Annotated in this window: 15 protein-coding genes and 1 tRNA gene; 8 read left to right on the top strand and 8 right to left on the bottom strand. The window is 71.4% G+C overall.

Features of this window, described 5'->3' with window-relative positions:
- Positions 1 to 79: 79 nt before the first annotated feature.
- Positions 80 to 1,834 (bottom strand): GGDEF domain-containing protein, encoded by a 1,755-nt coding sequence (locus OG439_RS32200; RefSeq protein ID WP_247057931.1) that lies wholly within the window; start codon positions 1,832 to 1,834, stop codon positions 80 to 82.
- A 48-nt stretch (positions 1,835 to 1,882) separates the two neighbouring features.
- Positions 1,883 to 1,954, bottom strand: a tRNA-Gln gene (locus tag OG439_RS32195).
- A gap of 202 nt (positions 1,955 to 2,156) precedes the next feature.
- On the opposite strand from OG439_RS32195, the gene OG439_RS32190 reads away from it, so the two are divergent.
- The gene (locus OG439_RS32190) at positions 2,157 to 3,122 is read left to right on the top strand and encodes an acyl-CoA desaturase (RefSeq protein WP_326944468.1); all 966 of its coding nucleotides are present in this window, start codon (positions 2,157 to 2,159) and stop codon (positions 3,120 to 3,122) included.
- A gap of 96 nt (positions 3,123 to 3,218) precedes the next feature.
- A complete protein-coding gene (locus tag OG439_RS32185) occupies positions 3,219 to 3,812 on the top strand; it encodes a TetR/AcrR family transcriptional regulator (RefSeq protein WP_247057927.1) in 594 nt (197 codons plus the stop codon).
- Between the two features lies 1 nt (position 3,813).
- Here the strand turns inward: OG439_RS32185 and OG439_RS32180 are convergent, their stop codons facing one another.
- Both OG439_RS32180 and OG439_RS32175 read right to left on the bottom strand, forming a co-directional pair.
- Positions 3,814 to 5,223, bottom strand: a complete 1,410-nt coding sequence (locus tag OG439_RS32180) for a hypothetical protein (protein WP_326944467.1) — start codon at positions 5,221 to 5,223, stop codon at positions 3,814 to 3,816.
- Positions 5,220 to 5,612: an NUDIX hydrolase gene (locus tag OG439_RS32175; RefSeq protein ID WP_326944466.1), complete on the bottom strand. Its 393-nt coding sequence runs from the start codon at positions 5,610 to 5,612 to the stop codon at positions 5,220 to 5,222. Before OG439_RS32175 ends, OG439_RS32180 begins: the two co-directional genes overlap by 4 nt.
- Positions 5,613 to 5,668: 56 nt before the next feature.
- Here OG439_RS32175 and OG439_RS32170 point away from each other — a divergent pair, with 56 nt between their 5' ends.
- On the top strand, positions 5,669 to 6,394 hold the full coding sequence (locus tag OG439_RS32170; RefSeq protein ID WP_326944465.1) for an SDR family NAD(P)-dependent oxidoreductase: 726 nt from the start codon (positions 5,669 to 5,671) through the stop codon (positions 6,392 to 6,394).
- A gap of 447 nt (positions 6,395 to 6,841) precedes the next feature.
- On the opposite strand, the gene OG439_RS32165 is transcribed toward OG439_RS32170, so the two are convergent.
- The 3 genes from OG439_RS32165 to OG439_RS32155 form a co-directional block, all read right to left on the bottom strand.
- Positions 6,842 to 8,026, bottom strand: coding sequence for a PQQ-dependent sugar dehydrogenase (locus OG439_RS32165; RefSeq protein ID WP_326944464.1), 1,185 nt, complete (start codon positions 8,024 to 8,026; stop codon positions 6,842 to 6,844).
- Positions 8,027 to 8,042: 16 nt separating this feature from the next.
- Positions 8,043 to 8,894 carry an alpha/beta fold hydrolase gene (locus OG439_RS32160; RefSeq protein WP_326944463.1) on the bottom strand — a complete coding sequence of 284 codons (852 nt, stop codon included), beginning with the start codon at positions 8,892 to 8,894 and terminating at the stop codon, positions 8,043 to 8,045.
- 72 nt (positions 8,895 to 8,966) lie between these two features.
- Positions 8,967 to 9,743 carry a helix-turn-helix transcriptional regulator gene (locus tag OG439_RS32155; RefSeq protein ID WP_326944462.1) on the bottom strand — a complete coding sequence of 259 codons (777 nt, stop codon included), beginning with the start codon at positions 9,741 to 9,743 and terminating at the stop codon, positions 8,967 to 8,969.
- 74 nt (positions 9,744 to 9,817) lie between these two features.
- Here OG439_RS32155 and OG439_RS32150 point away from each other — a divergent pair, with 74 nt between their 5' ends.
- The 3 genes from OG439_RS32150 to mfd are packed head-to-tail and all read left to right on the top strand — an operon-like array spanning position 9,818 to position 14,971.
- On the top strand, positions 9,818 to 10,738 hold the full coding sequence (locus tag OG439_RS32150; protein ID WP_326944461.1) for an LLM class flavin-dependent oxidoreductase: 921 nt from the start codon (positions 9,818 to 9,820) through the stop codon (positions 10,736 to 10,738).
- Between the two features lie 29 nt (positions 10,739 to 10,767).
- Complete coding sequence (locus OG439_RS32145; protein WP_326944460.1) at positions 10,768 to 11,391, top strand: hypothetical protein; 624 nt, start codon at positions 10,768 to 10,770, stop codon at positions 11,389 to 11,391.
- Between the two features lie 25 nt (positions 11,392 to 11,416).
- Entirely contained in the window at positions 11,417 to 14,971 is a 3,555-nt protein-coding gene (mfd, locus tag OG439_RS32140) for a transcription-repair coupling factor (protein WP_326951665.1), read from the top strand.
- Between the two features lie 39 nt (positions 14,972 to 15,010).
- On the opposite strand, the gene OG439_RS32135 is transcribed toward mfd, so the two are convergent.
- Positions 15,011 to 15,418, bottom strand: a complete 408-nt coding sequence (locus OG439_RS32135; protein WP_326944459.1) for a hypothetical protein — start codon at positions 15,416 to 15,418, stop codon at positions 15,011 to 15,013.
- 86 nt (positions 15,419 to 15,504) lie between these two features.
- Here OG439_RS32135 and OG439_RS32130 point away from each other — a divergent pair, with 86 nt between their 5' ends.
- A complete protein-coding gene (locus OG439_RS32130) occupies positions 15,505 to 16,545 on the top strand; it encodes a hypothetical protein (protein WP_326944458.1) in 1,041 nt (346 codons plus the stop codon).
- On the top strand, positions 16,542 to 17,471 hold the full coding sequence (locus tag OG439_RS32125) for a MazG family protein (protein ID WP_326944457.1): 930 nt from the start codon (positions 16,542 to 16,544) through the stop codon (positions 17,469 to 17,471). The genes OG439_RS32130 and OG439_RS32125 overlap by 4 nt, the downstream gene beginning before the upstream one ends.
- Positions 17,472 to 17,473 lie beyond the last annotated feature (2 nt).

Below are 17,473 nucleotides of genomic sequence, written 5' to 3'. Positions count from 1 at the left end.
CCGACCGGCAGCCACGGCGGAAAGGTGCCGGTGAGCAGGCTCGCTCGCCGAACGTATCCGCCTGCTTTCGGCCGGATTGCTAACTGTGCTCCTCAGGGTCCCACGCGGGGTCGGTCGGTAGGCCTTCGCTAGCCCACGCCGCGGCCGGGTCGGACGCCATCGAGTTCGCCGACGCGACCTGATTGCCGCCGCCGCGTTTCGCCTGGTACATCGCCGCGTCCGCACGGGCGAGGACCTGCTCGCCGCGCTCCTGCGGGCGTAGCGAGACGAGCCCGATCGACAGCGTGACGCCGTGGGAGAGGTGGTGCGGCAGGCCGGCGACGGACTTCACCGCGCGGCCGAGCGCCATCTTCGCCGCCGACACCGGGGTGCCCGGCAGCAGCACGATGAACTCGTCGCCGCCGTAGCGCGCCACCAGGTCGTCGCCGCGCAGGGCGTCACGGAGCGTGCTCGCGACGACACGCAGCACGTTGTCGCCTTCGGCGTGCGACTGCTTGTCGTTGACGCCCTTGAAGCCGTCGAGGTCGACGAGCGCGACGGCCAGCGGCTGCGCGTCGGCCGAGGACGCCAGCTGGCGCAGCTTCTCGTCCAGCGCGCGCCGGTTCGGCAGGCCGGTGAGCGGGTCCTGCAGCGCCTGCTGGGTGATGGCGCCGTGCTCGGCGGACAGCCGTTCGTGCTCGCGACGGGCGTTCAGCGTGGCGATCTGCGACTCGCGCAGGCTCCACATCTCCGACTCCAGCCGGGTCGCGTAGTCGATCAGCGACTGGCTGGCGCCGGACGCGTAGTCCGGGCTGGTGTCGAGGCGGGCCAGCTCGCGGGCGATGTTCAGCCGCATGGACGGCTGCGAGGAGTCGTCACCCAGTGATTCACGGGCCTCGCGGAGCACGTTCAGCGCGTCTTCGCGGCGGCCGGCCTTGTCGAAGCAGCGGGCCAGCGCGATCGTCACGATCTCGCGTTCGCCCGGGTAGCCGATGCCGTCGTGGAGGCGCTGCAGCCGGTCGATCTGGTCCTCGTCGGGCTGGTGCAGGGCGAGCGCGGCGGCGAGCACGCCGACCTCGTCGACCGCGGCGACGCCGGCCTGGCGCGGGAACAGCGACTCGCTGTAGGGCCCCTCGATGGCCATCGCCATCGACGCGGCGGTGCGGAACTTCTCGGCGCTCTCGTCGTACTCTTCGATCCGCTCCAGCCGCAGGCCCCAGCCGAGCAGCATCTTCACCCGGTTCAGCAGCTGCAGGGTGATCTCGTGCGGGGTGGCGCTCTCGCGGATCGCGACGGCGGCGCGGCTGCTGACCTCTTCGGCGGCCTCGTACACACCGAGCTGGTTGAGCACGATCCAGCAGTCGTTCAGCGTCGACCACAGCAGCCGGTTCCAGGCGCGGACGCCGACCTGGCGGTCCGGGGTCGTCGAGTCGTCGAGGATGGCCAGCGCGCGGGCGATCTCGGTGAGCGCGGCGTCCTCCTGCGCGGCCAGCACGAGGCGGCGCCCGCGCAGCGCGTGCGCGTCGGCCCGCAGCAGCGCGAGGCCGTGGCGCCGGGTGTGCGCGAGCATCTCGTCGAGCCGCGGCTCCGCCTCGGCGGCCAGGCCCTTGGTGACCAGCCGCGCGGTCGCGGACGCGCGCAGCAGCCGCGCGACCAGCAGCGGTTCGCCGCGGCGCTGGGTCTCGTCGAGGAGCTCGTCCATCTGCGCGACGATCTCGAGCTGGCTGGCGTAGTCGGACCGTTGGACCACGGCGGTGAGCTCGCGCGCGCGCCCGACGAGCCAGGCGTCGGACATCTCGACCAGTGCGGGTCGCCTGGCCGCTACCGGGTCGGTCGCCTCTTCGGTCAGCGCCAACCTCCCGGTGTCGTGGTTCGGGGTACTCGGCAAATGGTGTTTCCGCTGCTCCGCCGCCAGGATTCGAACCTGAACTGTCAGAACCAAAATCTGAAGTGCTGCCGATTACACTACGGCGGATTGCTCCTGGTCAGGATAGCGACGATCGGGTGTCGTCCGCGCGGGGGATGCGTTACGCGCCCGTCTGCCGGGTACACGGGTCCGAAGTACCGGTGAGAGGTTCAGCCACTCCCCACCCGGCGCAACCTCCTGTACCGTAACTTACGGCATCGTAGGTTAGGTAACCCTTTGTAGGGGCACCACGCAGGAAGAAGTGAAGCGTATGACGGCCACGCTCGACCGTTCGCAGCCCACCGGGGAGCCGTCGGCTCCCAAGGGGCCCAAACCTGTCACCGAAGGCACCCGCGGAATCGGCGTGCAGCTTTCGGTCTACTTCGGTGTGATCGCGCCGTTGGTGGCACTGCTGGTCGCGGTGCCGTTCGCCTGGGGCTGGGGACTGAGCTGGGTCGACGTCGGCGTCTTCGTGGTGTTCTACGCGATCAGCGGGCTCGGCATCACGGTGTCGTACCACCGCTACTTCACGCACGGGTCGTTCAAGGCCAAGCAGTGGCTGCGCGTCGTCATGGCGATCGCGGGCAGCATCGCGTTGCAGGGCCCGGTCATCACCTGGGTCGCCGACCACCGTCGCCACCACGCGTTCTCCGACCGCGACGGCGACCCGCACTCCCCGTGGGCGTTCGGCACCTCGCCGTGGGCCATCGCCAAGGGCTTCTGGCACGCGCACATGGGCTGGCTGTTCGAGCGCGACCAGACCAACGCCGAGCGCTTCGCGCCGGACCTGGTGAAGGACCCGGCGATCAAGAAGGTCGACGACCTGTTCTGGCTGTGGGCCCTGGTCAGCCTGGCGCTGCCGGCGCTGGCGGGCGGGCTGATCTCGTGGTCGCTGTGGGGCGCCGTGACGGCGTTCTTCTGGGCCGGGCTGGTCCGCATCTGCGTGCTGCACCACGTGACGTGGTCGGTCAACTCGATCTGCCACATGATCGGCGAGCGCCCGTTCGCGGCGCGCGACAAGTCGGCGAACTTCTGGCCGCTGGCGATCTTCTCGTTCGGCGAGTCCTGGCACAACCTGCACCACGCGGACCCGACGTCCGCCCGGCACGGCGTGAAGCGCGGCCAGATCGACATTTCCGCGCGCCTGATCTGGATCTTCGAGAAGTTCGGCTGGGTGCACGACGTGCGCTGGCCGACGCCGCAGCGATTGGCCCGAATCGCCACGGAGAAGAGCTAGCCTCACTGTAGGGTTCGGCGAGTGGCGGGGAGACGACGTTCAAAACGTGAGCAGGTCACCGGGGCACGTCCGGCCGCCCCGGTGACCCGCGTCCGGATGACCGGCACCGAGCGCCGTCAGCAGCTGCTGAACGTGGCGCGGGCCCTGTTCGCCGAAAAGGGTTTCGACGGCACGTCGATCGAGGAGATCGCGCACCGCGCCAATGTGTCGAAACCCGTGGTGTACGAACACTTCGGTGGCAAAGAGGGCATCTACGCGGTGGTCGTCGACCGCGAAACGCAGCTGCTGCTGGAGCGGATGGTTTCGACGCTCCACGGCGGCCACCCGCGCGTCATGCTGGAACAGGCGGCGATCGCGTTGCTGTCGTACGTCGAGGATTCCCACGACGGCTTCCGCATCCTGGTCCGCGACTCCCCGGTGGCGAGTTCCACGGGCACGTTTTCCACGGTCCTGAACGACATCGCGAGCCAGGTGGAGCACATCCTGGCCCAGCAGTTCGCGGCGCGCGGCTACGACGAGAAGCTGGCGGCGCTGTACGCCCAGGCGCTGGTGGGCATGGTGGCGCTGACCGGGCAGTGGTGGCTCGACGCGCGGAAGCCGAAGCGCGACGAGGTCGCCGCGCACCTCGTGAACCTGGCGTGGAACGGGTTGTCGCACCTGGAGGACAAGCCCAAGCTCCGGCTGAGGTGAGTCACTTCAAGGCTTGAAGCGCGATCTTGCCGAGCATCGCGGTGAGCGCGGCTTCGAACTCCAGCGAGTTGTCGGATTCGCCGGAGACCGCGTGGGTGAGTTCGTGCAGCAGCGTCGCGCAGTACGCGGCGGCGCCGGCCAGCTGGCTGCGGTGGATCACGATCCGGTTCTCGCCCGGCTCCCACAGGCCCAGGGTGGACTCCCCGGTCACGTCGAGGCGCATGGTCTCCGAGATCACGACGCTGTGCACGCCGGCCCGGCGCAGGTCGATCCCCGCGAGGCGGGCGACGGCGTCGGTCAGTGCGTAGACCGAGTTCTCCCGCGGTGACAGCTCGGCCGTGCTCACCAGCGTGAAGACGAAGCTGTCGTTCCAGGCCTCGCGGTAGCCGCTCAGGTCGAGCAACGGCTTACCGTCGAAGTCGGTCTGCTGGTTCAGCTTCGCCGACACCTCCCCGGAGACGGTCACCAAGCGGTAGCCCTCCTGCTCGGCGTAACGGAGCTGCGGGGTGCCCTCCTGCAGCTCCGAAGGCGTCACGAAGACGACTTTCTCGTGGGTGGCCAGGACCGTGCACGCGTGCAGGGTGATCTCGCGCCAGCTCAGCTCGTCGTGCATCCGGCCGGTGGCGAACTCGGCGAGGTCGTCGGCCAAGGGGGAGGCGACCTGGGCCGAGCGGCACTGCTTGAGGATCGCCTTGACCCGGTCGGTGTAGGCGGACCGGCCGACGTTGCTGCGCTCGCGGTTGAGGGCGCGCCGCAACGGCGCGTTGATGTCGGTGATGTTGTAGGAGAACAGGAAGTTCGGCTCTTCCGCGACCAGGAGCCCCTTGACGTAGATCCTGCCGGGAGCCGCGGGATCGATCCGCTTCAGGACCTGGCCGGCCGAGGTGCTCTCCAGCAGCTCGTCCCCGCTGTAGTGCAGGAAGAACCTCCGGGCCGCCGCGACGTCGTCGTCGGTGACGCCGCGCAGCACGACGTCCGTCCCGGAAAGACCGGGGTCGGCCGGCGGGCGGATCACGGCGTGCAGGGTGCGCACGTCGGCGAACGATTCCTTCGCGCGCTGCCTGGTGGTGATGTCGCCGTGCCCGCTGCGGATCACCACGTCGACGTCGTGGCGGTCGAACACGGCCAGCGCGTCCTTGAGGCCCATGCCGAACTGGCCGATCACGACGTCGGAGCCGCGTTTCTCGTCGTTCTCCTTCTGCGTGAGGTGCTCGTAACGCAACCCGCGGCCGAAGTCGGCCACGTGCCACGCGCCCGCGGGATCCTTGGTGATCACCGGTTCGACGGTCCGGGTGAGAGCGTGCTCGTCGAGGGCGTTGGCGATGATCTCGCGGATCGCGAAGGCCACCGGCCAGTGCTCCAGCACCCGCTCGATGTTCAGGTCGAAGAACTGTTCGGCACCGTCGTTCATCTCAGCAGTCCTGTTTGGTGCAGGTGATCGAAAATGATCTTGTCCACCGCCGAAACGCGGTCGCGGTCCGCGTAGCCGAGCCACGTGATCTCTTCGATCTCGCTGCTCGCCACCAGCGTTCCCGTGTACTCCGCCGTGAAGCACGTCATCCGGACCACCACACCGGACGCTTTGCCGTCCGCCTGGGCTTCGAAGACGCCGGCGGGCGCGATCGTCGGCTCGGTGATCGCCACGGAGACCTCTTCGCGGACTTCCCGCACCAGCGTCTGCGCATCCGTCTCGCCCGGTTCGCGCTTGCCGCCCGGGAGGTAGTAGACGTCCTTGCCACGCGAGCGGGTGCTCAGGATGCGGCCGTCCACCAGGTGCAGCCACGCGATCTTGTCGATCATGCCTGCCTCGCCAAGGCTTTCGTCATGACCCGATCCTAGGCACTAGGGTCGGGGACATGGGGAACAGCAGGGAAGTAGTGGTGACGGGCGGCGGCACGGGCATCGGGTACGCCGTCGCGGCGGCGTTCGCGGCGGCCGGCGACCGCGTCACGATCACCGGCCGTCGCGAGCAGGTGCTCACCGAAGCCGCGACGCTGCTCGGCGCGCGGCCCGTCGTGTTCGACGCCGCCGATCCCGCGGCCGTCGAGACCGCACTGGGCGAGTTGCCGGACCGGGTCGACGTGCTCGTCAACAACGCCGGCGGCAACACGGACTTCGCCGGCGGCACCGAAGAGGGCCTCGCCGGGTTCGCGGCCGCGTTCGAGCGGAACCTCCGGTCCAATGTGGTCAGTGCCGCGCTGGTGACGCACGCACTGCGCGACCGCCTCGCCGACGGCGCCCGGATCGTGACGATCGGCTCGATCGCCGCCCACACCGGCGCCGGCTCCTACGGCGCCGCGAAGGCCGCGGTCGAGGCGTGGAACGTCAGCGTGGCGCAGGAGTTCGGCGCACGCGGGATCACCGCGAACGTCGTCGCGCCGGGACTGATCGGCGACACGGAGTTCTTCCACGGCAAGCTCAGCGACCGCCGCCGCGAGCGGCTGGTCGGAAACACGATGAACAAGCGACCGGGCACACCGGAGGACGTCACGGCGGTGGTGACGTTCCTCGCGAGCCCGGCGGCCGGGCACGTGACGGGCCAGGTCGTACACGTCAACGGCGGGGCGTACCTGGGCGGTTAGGACCTGGTCGAGTTCCGGCCGCGACGCCAGAAGGCCGGCCGCCACCAGTGCAGCGTCGTGACGTCGCCGGGCCCAGGCGCTTCCGCGACGCCTCGAGGCTCGAAGTCGTCGAGGGCGAGATCGATGGGCCGCCACCCGTCGTCGATCGGTTCGGCCGCGGCGGCCACGGGTAACTCACCTCGGCGTCCACAAGGGCTCAGCCTGGGCGGCCGGCGGTCGCCGGTCAAGCCGATATGGGCAACCAGGACTGTTGGAAGCCGGTCCCCGGGCGCCAGGTCGGCGATGGCGCTCGGGGACCGGCGCGGGTGCTGCCGCGGGAAAGCTTTCTTCGGACCGCGTCCAACACTCGTCGGTGGCGGGCGAAACTCTTGGTGCACACCATGTTCCGCGATCGGGGCGCGGTGCGACAGTGTTCCCGGCACCGGCTCGGTGTGTCTTTCGCATGAATCAGGCGGGCGTGACCTTCAGCAGCTTGTCGTTCGTGCCGTCCGAGGTGGTCACGTACAGGGCGCCGTCCGGGCCGCTGCGGACCGCGCGCAGGCGGCCGAACTTGTCGTCGAACTCCGGGGGCAGCGTGACGTCCAGGACCTTGCCCGCGGGGTCCAAGTGGTACAGCAGCAGCTTCTGGCCCTTGAGCGCGACGACGACGAGCGCGCCGTCGTTGCGGCCCCACTGGGCGCCGGTCAGGAAGGCGTCGCCGCTGATCGCCTCGGTGATCTTGCCGGACGTCCACAGTGGACTCACCGCGTCCGGGAAGCGCTTGAGGTCGGTCATCGGCACGCTCTCGTCGTAGCTGGAGTCCGTGCCGCCCTTCGACGGGTCCCAGCCGTAGTTCGCGCCCGGTTTCAGCAGGTTGACCTCGTCGTCAAACGTCGGGCCGTGCTCGGCGGTGATCACCTGGCCGCTGCCCGGCCGGATGGCCACGCCCTGCAGGTTGCGGTGTCCGTAGGTGTAGATGAGCCGCTCGTGCGGGTCCGACGACGTGATGAACGGGTTGTCCGGCAACGGTTTCCCGGTCTTCGCGTCCAATCGCAGCACTTTGCCACCCAGGGAGTGGCGGTCCTGCGAGACGGTCGACTTCGCCGTGTCGCCGGTGCCGACCAGCAGCGCGCCGTCCGGTGCGAAGGTCGGACGGCAGCCGGAGTGCCGGCCGCTCGGGTTGATCGGCAGCCCGGTCAGCAGGTCCTTGACCTTCGTCGCGCTCCCGCCGTCACCGGCCAGCGTCCAGGTGACCAGCCGGATGTCGACGGGCTTGCCGCCCTCCTGATGGTCCTGGCAGGTGATGAACTCGCGGCTGGTCGTGAAGTCCGGGCTGATCACCATGCCGAGCAGCCCGCCCTCGCCCTGGGCGAAGACGTCGGAGAAGTCGGCCTGCACCTCGGTGGCCCGGCCGTCGCGGACCAGCGCGAGCTTGCCGGGCCGCTGCGGCACGAGGATGCCGCCGTCGGGCAGGAAGCCGATGTCCCAGCCGTGCTCGAGGCCCGCGGTGACCGTCTCGACCTTGAGCTTCCCGGTCGCCGCCGCCGGAGTGGACGGTGGTGGCGAGACGCTCTGCACGGGCGCGCTCGACGCCCCCGAGCAGCCCGTGACCAGCAGGGACACCACACCGATGAGACCCAGCACACGCCGCATACGGCTCATCCTGCCATCAAGCGGTGAAATCGCCGTTCGCCGCCGCGCGCGTGAGGAACTCCAGGTCCGCGTCGCCGGGGAGGTAGTGCCCGGTGCCGGGCACCAGGTCGACGACGGCGTCCGGCGCGAACGCCTCGAGCCGCCGTTTGGTCGTCGCGGAGTCGACCATGACGTCGTCGGCGCCGGCGACGGCGTACACCGGCACGGCCAGCCGGGCCAGCGCGGCGTCGTCGAACGGCGGGAACGGGCCGGTGCGGTAGCGGTAGTTCGCCGAGACGAGCAGCTGGTGCTCGACGACCTCCGGCGTGCCCGCGTCGCCGAGCACGCCGGCGACCGACCTGCGGCGGCCCCGCTCGCCGAGCAGCGCCCACAGCACGGCCTTGACGAGGAACGCCTTCTTCATCGGGCCGAGGCCGATCGGGGAGCGCAGCGCGAGCGCGGTGACGCGGTCCGGGCGCCGGGTCGCGTAGTCGAGCGTGAGCCAGCCGCCGAGCGACGACGCCAGGAACGCCGCCGACGGCACGCCGAAGTGGCCGAGCACGGCGTCGAGCCAGGCCGCGTAGCGATCGGTGCCGAGCGGCGGCCGCGTCTCGGCGCTCAGCCCCGGCTCGCCGACGATGTCGACGGCGTACACCCGGAACCGCCCGGCGAGCGCCGGCAGCCGGGGCGCCCACTCGCCGGAGTTGCTGCCGGAACCGTGCAGCAGCACCAGCGCCGGAGCGCCGGCCGGGCCGGAGACGAGCACGAACGTCTCGCCCTCGGGCGTCGGCACCCGGACCTGCTCGTGGGGGACGGGCCACGCCGTCAGGACGTCGAGGTAGCGCTCACGCAGCAGCCGAGCGCCCGCCTCGGACTTGTATATCGTCATGCAATGTACTCTAACCTTCCCTATCAAGTGGATAAATAGGGAGTGTTACGCCCGGGTTGCACCAAGCCGGACTCAGCTGACGGCGTCGGCCGTCTGAAGCAGGGCTTCCGCGGTTTCGGCGTCCGCCGGCAGGAAGGTCTCCAGCTTCAGCTCCGACACCGTGACGTCGGCCGCGGTCGCGAACGTCGTGATCGCGGTGATCAGCCGCAGCTCGCCGACCGAAGTGGACAGTCGGACCGGGACCGCGAACCCCAGGTGGTCCGGGGCCGGCGGGGATGCCGGGGGCAGGTACGACTCGAGTTCGGCGAGCTGCGCGGCCAGCCGGTCGTCGGGGTTGCGCGCGAGGTCGTTGCGGATGCGCTCGAGGATGTGGCGCGCCCAGTCGTCGAGGTTGCGCACGCGCGGCGCCATGCCCTCGGGGTGCAGCGCGAGGCGCAGCGTGTCCACCGGTTCCTCCAGCAGCTCCGGGGCGACGCCCTCGGTGAGCAGGCCGAACGCGTCGTTCTTCGCGACCAGCACGCCGTAGCGGTCGACGACGATCGCCGGGTAAGGCCGGTGGCCGTCGAGCAAGCGCCGCAGGCCGTCGAGGACCGGCTTGATCGCCGGGGAGTCGAGCCGCGTTTCGGGGTACGACGGCGCGAAGCCGGCGGTGTAGAGCAGGCCGTTGCGTTCGCGCAGCGGCAGTTCCAGCGACTCGGCGACACGCAGCACCATCCCGCGGCCGGGGAGCGAGCGCCCGCTCTCCATGAAGCTCACGTGCCGTTGCGTCGTCCCGGCGCGCAACGCCAGGTCGAGCTGGCTGAGGTGCCGCCGAATCCGCCAGTCCTTGAGCGCCGTTCCGAAGTTCACCCGACCATCATCGCGGTCCGCGCCATTCCCCGCGAGGAATTGAGCCCATACCCCGGTACGAACAGGCTTGCGGCATGACGAAATACGGCCTGGTCGTCCCGACCTACCAGCCCATCCTCGACGCCGGGCGGACCGCGCCCGAACTGGTCGAGACCGCCGTCGAGGCCGAACGCCTCGGCCTCGACTCGGTGTGGGTGGGCGATACGCTCGCCCGCGCCCCGATCGACGCCCTGACCATCCTGGGCGCGTTCGCGGCCCGCACGTCCCGCGTCACGCTCGGGACGGCGTCGCTGCTCCCGGCGTTGCGCGACCCGATCCTGACGGCGAACCAGCTGCTGAGCCTCGACCTGCTCAGCGGCGGCCGGCTCACGGTGGCCGTCGGCGCCGGGTTCGCCGGGCGGAGTGAACCGGAGTTCGCGTTCACCGGCGTCCCGTGGGCCCGCCGGCGCGCGCGGCTGGACGACATCGTGGCGTTGTGGCGGGCCGCGTGGCGCGGCGAGCCGTCGTTCCACGGGCCGGTGCTGGACTACGGCTCCCTGCCGGTGTTCCCGGCGCCCGCGCGCCCGGGCGGCCCGCCGGTGTGGCTGGCGGCGCACACGCCGGGGGCGCTGGAGCGCGCCGGCCGGCTCTACGACGGCTGGCTCCCGTACCCGCCCGACCCCGCGGACTACGCCGCCGGGCTGGCCGGGATCCGCTCGACGGCGTCGCGGCCGGTGACCCCGGCGCTGTTCGCGACGGTCCTGGTCGAGGACGACGCCGACCGCGGGACGGCGTTGCTGGAGGAGTACTGCCGGCGCAACTACGGCATGCCGGCGGATTTCGTCCAGCGCATCCAGATGCAGGTCACGGGCTCGGCCGCGGAGGTGGCGTCGCAACTGCGCGAATACGCCGGCGCCGAGCACGTGCTGCTGCGGGTCGCGAGCACCGAGCCGAAGGTCTTCGACGAGCAGCTGCCGCGGCTGGCGGAGGTGGCGGCGGAACTGCGGGCCGCGTAACGCGGGCGGGGCGGCACCGACTCATCGGCATGGCGAAGGTGAACTGGTCGGCGCGGCAGCCGCTGCCGGCGGTCCCGGCCTGCCGCCTGACCGCCGTGCTGCGCGAGGCGCGCCGGGCGACCGGCCGCGACCGCGAAACCGGCCGGATCGAGCCGGGCAAAGCGGCGCTGAGCGGGAACTGGCTGGGGGCCGTCGGCTACCTGCTGCTGGTCGACCAGGTGGGGAGCGCCTGCCGGGCGCCCGGCCCGCCGGTCGTCCGGGCGCTGCGGCAGTTCGCCCCTCGAGTGGGTGAACCGGAGCGCGAAGCGCTCTACGCCCTGCGCTGCTCGCTCGTCCACGACTTCGGGCTGGTCACCGTCGGCGGACCGGGCCGGACCCACCACTTCATGCCGGCCGACGCGGGGTCCGGCCCGGTCGTGCGGCTCCCGCCGGAGCCGTGGGACGGCCGCGCCGAGCACTGCCGGCGGCTCAACGCCACCTGGGTCGACCTGCGGGCGCTGGGCGACCTGGCCGAGGAGGTGGTCCGGCGGTTCGCGGGCCGCCACGGCCAGGCGCCGGTGCCCCGCGGCCGTCGATCCAGGCCCGCGCGCCGACCGGCTCCGGGCACCCGCGCGGCCAGCGGTGATCGGAAACCTGTCGGGGGTGGCACGTAGGCTGGGGACCGTGACAAACGCTTCACTGTCCGGACTCCTCACCGCCGTACTTCCCGACCCGGCCCTGCGTGGAGTGGTCGAGCGCGCCGGTGCGCCGCTGCTCGAACTCCAAGGGCCGATCGCCGCGCGCCAGCTCGTCGCCGGCGCCCTCGCCTCCGACGACGGCGCCGGGAAACCCGTGCTCGTCGTGACCGCCACCGGCCGGGAGGCCGACGAGCTGACCGCGGCGCTGGGCGCGCTGCTGGGCACGAGCCGGGTCGCCGACTTCCCGTCCTGGGAGACCCTGCCCCACGAGCGGCTCTCGCCCCGCGCCGACACCGTCGGGCGGCGGCTGGAGGTGCTGCACCGGCTGAAGACCGGGGCCGACGACCTGCGCGTCGTCGTCGCCACCGTCCGCAGCCTGATCCAGCCGATGGCCCCCGGGCTCGGCTCGCTCGCCCCGGTCGACCTGGTCGTCGGTGAGGAGCAGAGCTTCGACGCCCTGCTGGAACGGCTGGTCGAGCTGGCCTACACCCGCGTCGACATGGTCGAGAAGCGCGGCGAGTTCGCCGTCCGCGGCGGCATCCTCGACCTGTTCGGCCCGACCGCCCAGCACCCGGTCCGGGTCGAGTTCTGGGGCGACGAGGTCAGCGAGATCCGCGCGTTCGCCGTCTCCGACCAGCGGTCGCTGCCCGGCGAGATCCCGCGCGTCACCGCGCCGCCGTGCCGCGAGCTGCTGCTCACCCAGCCGGTCAAGGACAAGGCCGCGGAGCTGGCGAAGACCTACGAAGCCGACGCCCACCTGTCGGAGATGCTCACCAAGCTGGCCGACGGCATCCCCGTCGAGGGCATGGAAGCGCTCATCCCGGTGCTCTGCGAAGGCGAGCTGGAGCTGCTCACCGACGCGATGCCGGTCGGCACCCACGTCCTGCTGACCGACCCGGAGAAGATCCGCGCCCGTGCCGCCGACCTCGTCCGCACCGGCCAGGAGTTCCTCGAAGCGTCGTGGACGACGGCCGCGGCGGGCGGCCTGGCCCCGATCGACCTCGGCTCGTCCGCCTACCGCGGGCTCGAGGGGATCGCGTCCCACGCGCAGGACACCAAACGCACGTGGTGGACACTCAGCCAGCTGACCAGCGAAGACCCGGACGTCTACCGCGTCTCGGTCGAGGCCGCGCCGGCCTACCGCGGCGAGATCGACCGCGCGACGGCGGACCTGCGCGCGCACACCGCGGCGGGCGGCACGGCGGTGCTCGTCGTCGCCGGTCAGGGCACCGCGGCCCGCGCCGTCGAGCAGCTCTCGAGCGCCGACGTGCCGGCGTCGCTGGCGGGTGACGGCGTCACGGGCTCGCTCCCGCCCGGCACGGTCACCGTCACCTGCGGCGCCCTCACCGAAGGGTTCGTCTCGCCGGAGCGCGCCCTCGTCGTGCTGTCGGAAGCCGACCTCACCGGCCGCGGCGCCGGTGCCGGAACGTCCACAAAGGACCTCACCACCAAGATGCCGTCGCGGCGGCGCAACGCCGTCGACCCGCTGGCCCTCAAGAACGGCGACTACGTCGTCCACGAGCAGCACGGCATCGGCCGGTTCGTCGAGATGGTGCAACGCACCGTCGCCGGCGCGACCCGCGAGTACCTGCTGCTGGAGTACGGCTCGTCCAAGCGCGGCCACCCGGGCGACCGGCTGTTCGTCCCGACCGACCAGCTCGACGAGGTGTCCAAGTACGTCGGCGGCGAGCTGCCCACGCTCAACAAGCTCGGCGGCTCCGACTGGAAGAACACCAAGGCACGGGCCAAGAAGGCGGTCAAGGAGATCGCCGCCGAGCTGGTCCAGCTCTACGCCGCGCGCCAGGCCGCGCCCGGGCACGCGTTCGGCCCGGACACACCGTGGCAGGGCGAGCTGGAAGACGCCTTCCCGTTCACCGAGACCAATGACCAGCTGGCCGCGATCGACGAGGTCAAGTCGGACATGCAGCGCGGCGTCCCGATGGACCGCGTGATCTGCGGCGACGTCGGCTACGGCAAGACGGAGATCGCCGTGCGCGCCGCGTTCAAGGCGGTGCAGGACGGCAAGCAGGTCGCCGTCCTGGTCCCGACGACGCTGCTCGCCCAGCAGCACCTCAACACCTTCCACGAGCGGATGCGCTCGTTCCCGGTGACGATCAAGGGCCTGTCCCGGTTCACGAACAAGACCGAGTCGGACATCATCCTGGAGCAGCTCGCCGGCGGCGAGGTCGACATCGTCATCGGCACGCACCGCCTGCTGCAGACCGGGATCCGCTACAAGGACCTGGGTCTGGTGATCGTCGACGAGGAGCAGCGCTTCGGCGTCGAGCACAAGGAGCACATCAAGGCGCTGCGCACGCACGTCGACGTCCTGACGATGTCGGCGACGCCGATCCCGCGCACGCTCGAGATGTCGCTGGCCGGCATCCGCGAGATGTCGACGATCCTGACGCCGCCGGAAGACCGGCACCCGATCCTGACCTACGTCGGCTCGTACGACGACAAGCAGGTCGGCGCCGCGATCCGCCGCGAGCTGCTGCGCGACGGCCAGGTCTTCTACGTCCACAACCGCGTCTCGTCGATCGAGAAGGCCGCGCGGCACATCCGGGAGCTGGTGCCGGAGGCGCGCGTCGTCACCGCGCACGGCCAGATGAACGAGGACAAGCTCGAGAAGATCATCCAGGGCTTCTGGGAAAACGAGTACGACGTCCTAGTGTGCACCACGATCGTCGAGACCGGGCTGGACATCTCGAACGCGAACACGCTGCTGGTCGAGCGCGGCGACCTGCTCGGGCTGGCGCAGCTGCACCAGCTGCGCGGCCGCGTCGGGCGTGGCCGCGAGCGCGGGTACGCGTACTTCCTGTACCCGCCGGAGGCGCCGCTGACGGAGACGGCGCACGACCGGCTCGCGACGATCGCCCAGAACACCGAACTGGGCGCGGGCATGGCGGTCGCGATGAAGGACCTGGAGATCCGCGGCGCGGGCAACATCCTGGGCGCGGAGCAGTCCGGGCACATCGCCGGTGTCGGGTTCGACCTGTACGTGCGGCTGGTCGGCGAAGCGGTCGACGCCTTCCGCCGGCACGCGGGCGCGGAGCCGGCGGAAGACGAGGAGCTGGCCGACGTCCGCGTCGACCTCCCGATCGACGCCCACCTCCCGCACGACTACATCCCGGGCGAGCGGCTGCGGCTGGAGGCGTACCGCAAGATCGCGGCGGCGCCGGACACCGAGGGCCTGGACGCGGTGCGCGAAGAGCTGATCGACCGCTACGGCCAGCCGCCGGCGCCGGTCAACCGCCTGCTCGCGGTGGCGAGGTTCCGGCACACCTGCCGCGAGGCGGGCGTGACGGAGGTGGCCGTGCAGGGCAACACGATCCGTTTCGCGCCGCTGCCCTTGCAGGATTCGCAGATGGTCCGGTTGAAGCGGCTGTACCCGAAGGCGATGTTCAAGGCCGTGACGAACACCGTGTCGGTGCCGAAGCCCACGGAAGGCGCGGCGGGCGGCCGCATCGGCGCCCCGACGCTGCGCGACGAGGAGCTGCTCGACTGGTGCGCCAAGCTGCTGACGCAGCTGACGAAGAAACCCGCGGCGGTGTAACGGAAACGGACGTCCGGTTGCGTACCGGACGTCCGTCGCTCAACCGACTTCGCTGAACATCGGCGGCATCGGGTCCGCCAGCCCCATCCGCACCTGCTCGACCGGCACCGGCACGGCCCCGGCGTCCGACATCGGCTTCGGCCGTGGCCGGCGGGGGTTCCGCGTCCCCGCGCCGCCACCGCGGCCCGGGTACACCAGCAACCCGCGCGCCGGATCGGGTACGGCGTCGAGCGCCGCCGTCACGACCGGCAACGCCCGGAACGCGTCGCGGCTCTCCTCGGAACGGAATTCGATCTCCAGCACGACGCCCCAGCGGTGTTCGTGCCACACCCACTGCTCGGCGCCGTTCGTCAGTGCTGCTTCGGTCAGTGCGTCACCCCGGGCGAGCCGCCACAACGAAGCCGTGGACTCGCCATCGAAGACCTCGATGGTCAGCCAGTGGTCCATGCCGACGACGGTACGCCCGGCGAAACCGAACGGGTGTTGCGTTTCGGCCGCGAAGGTGTGAGAGGGTATGCGCTGTGATGCGGATCATGGGGCGCCCTCGCGCGCTGGTGGCGGTCGTTGCCGGCGCTCTCCTGCTCGCCGGGTGCGGTGCGGGCCCCGGTCAGGTCGGCAGTGCGGTGATCGTCGGCGACCGCTCGGTCTCCCTCGACCAGGTGCAGTCGATGATCGACCAGGCCGTCCGGGACCAGCCGTACGCGCAGAAGCTCGCGCGTGAGCACAAGATCGACCTGCTCGGCCGGGAGATCATCCGGCAGTCCGTGCTCCACGAGCTGACCCTGCGCGCCGCGAAGCAGGAGGGCATCGTCGCCGACCAGGCGAAGATCGCCGCCCTCGCCGCGAAGGAGTCCGCCGCCCCGGTCACCGACACCGGGCAGGGCGACCAGGTCGCCGTCACCGAGATCGTCTCCAAGCTGCGCGACAAGAACGAGACGGCCGGCGACGTCGTCTTGGAGCAGCAGCTCGCCGAGAAGTACCTGCCGAAGCTGTCGGTCGGCGCGGACTACGTCGGGATCAGCGCGGCCGCCGCGAACGACAAGGAAGCCCGCGCCCGCGCGTTCGACCTCGCGAAGCAGTTCGCCGACGACCCGGGCAAGATCCAGGGCGCCATCCAGCAGGCGAGCCAGGCGGCGCAGGCCGCGCAGCAGGCCCAGCAGTCCGGCGGCCCCGGCCCGGCACCCGGCGACGTCTCCGACGCCGGGCTCACCGAGCTCTTCGGCGCTTCGCAGTACCTCGCGCTGGCGCAGACCGCGTTGTTCGGCTCCGCCGCGAACAGCGTCGTCGTGTTCCAGGCGCGGATGCCGACCAAGCCCGACTGGTACGTCTTCGTCGTCCGCACCCGCGGCACCGACAAGGCCGTGCCGGCGGACCAGGAGGCGCAGAAGCCGACCGACGAGCAGCTGACCGCCATCGGCACCCGGCTCCTGCAGCCCTACGTGGGCCCGAGCGGGCTGCGCGTCAACCCCCGGTACGGCGTGTGGGATGTTGTGAGCATGAACCTCGCGACGAACCAGGACGCCACCCAGGGCACCGTGCTGCCCTTGCGCGGTGCCGCTCCCGCGCAGCAGTGAGCCGGGGCGTCGTCGTAGTCGTCCGCGGGGCGACACTGCCCGCCGCGGCGCTGAAGGTCCTTCGTGAGTCCACCGCCGTCTTCGCGGCCTCGGACGTCGACCCCGCGGTGTTCGGGGTCCCGGCGATCACGGAGGCGCTGTCCCTGAAGGGCATCGTGCTGCTCACGACGTCCCGCGAGGAGCCCGCCGCGGCCGTGCTCATCGCGACCGGCGCGCAGGTCATCGACACGCCCGTCCCGCCGCTGGTCGAAGCCGCGGACGTGATGGACCGGCTCCGCTCGCCGGGCGGCTGCCCGTGGGACGCCGTGCAGACGCACGAGTCGCTGCGGCAGTACCTGGTCGAGGAGACCTACGAGCTGCTCGACGCGATCGAAGACGGCGACCGCGAGGCGCTGCGCGAGGAGCTCGGCGACGTCCTGCTGCAGGTGCTCTTCCACGCCCGCGTCGCCGCCGAGGACCCCGCGGACCCGTTCGGCATCGACGACGTCGCGGCCGCACTGGTCGAGAAGCTGGTCGGCCGGCACCCGCACGTCTTCGCCGGCGCCGACGAGGTGCGCACGGTCGAGCACCAGAACGCCAAGTGGGAAGAGCTGAAGCAGCGCGAGAAGCAGCGTCTGTCCATTGTGGACGGCGTCGCGCTCGGCCAGCCCGCGGTCGCGCTGGCGGGCAAGCTCGGCCAGCGCAGCGGCCGCGCCGGCATCCCGCTGGACCTCTTCCCCGAGGGCTCGAACGCGGCGGCCCAGCTGTTCCGCATCGCGGCCACGGCGCGCCGCGCGGGCGTCGACCCCGAGGGCGAGCTGCGAGCGCTGGCGAAGGAGTTCGCGCTGGAGGTCCGCGCCGCCGAGCAGGCCGCGCGCGACGCCGGCCTGGAGCCGACCACCCTCGAAGCGGACGGCTGGCGCAAGTTCTGGCCGGCCCGCGACTGACC

It is taken from the genome of Amycolatopsis sp. NBC_01307, assembly GCF_035975215.1.
GTDB lineage: Bacteria > Actinomycetota > Actinomycetes > Mycobacteriales > Pseudonocardiaceae > Amycolatopsis.
The sequence above is the reverse complement of the archived record's forward strand: the minus strand, read 5'-3'. Positions and strand labels throughout refer to the sequence as shown.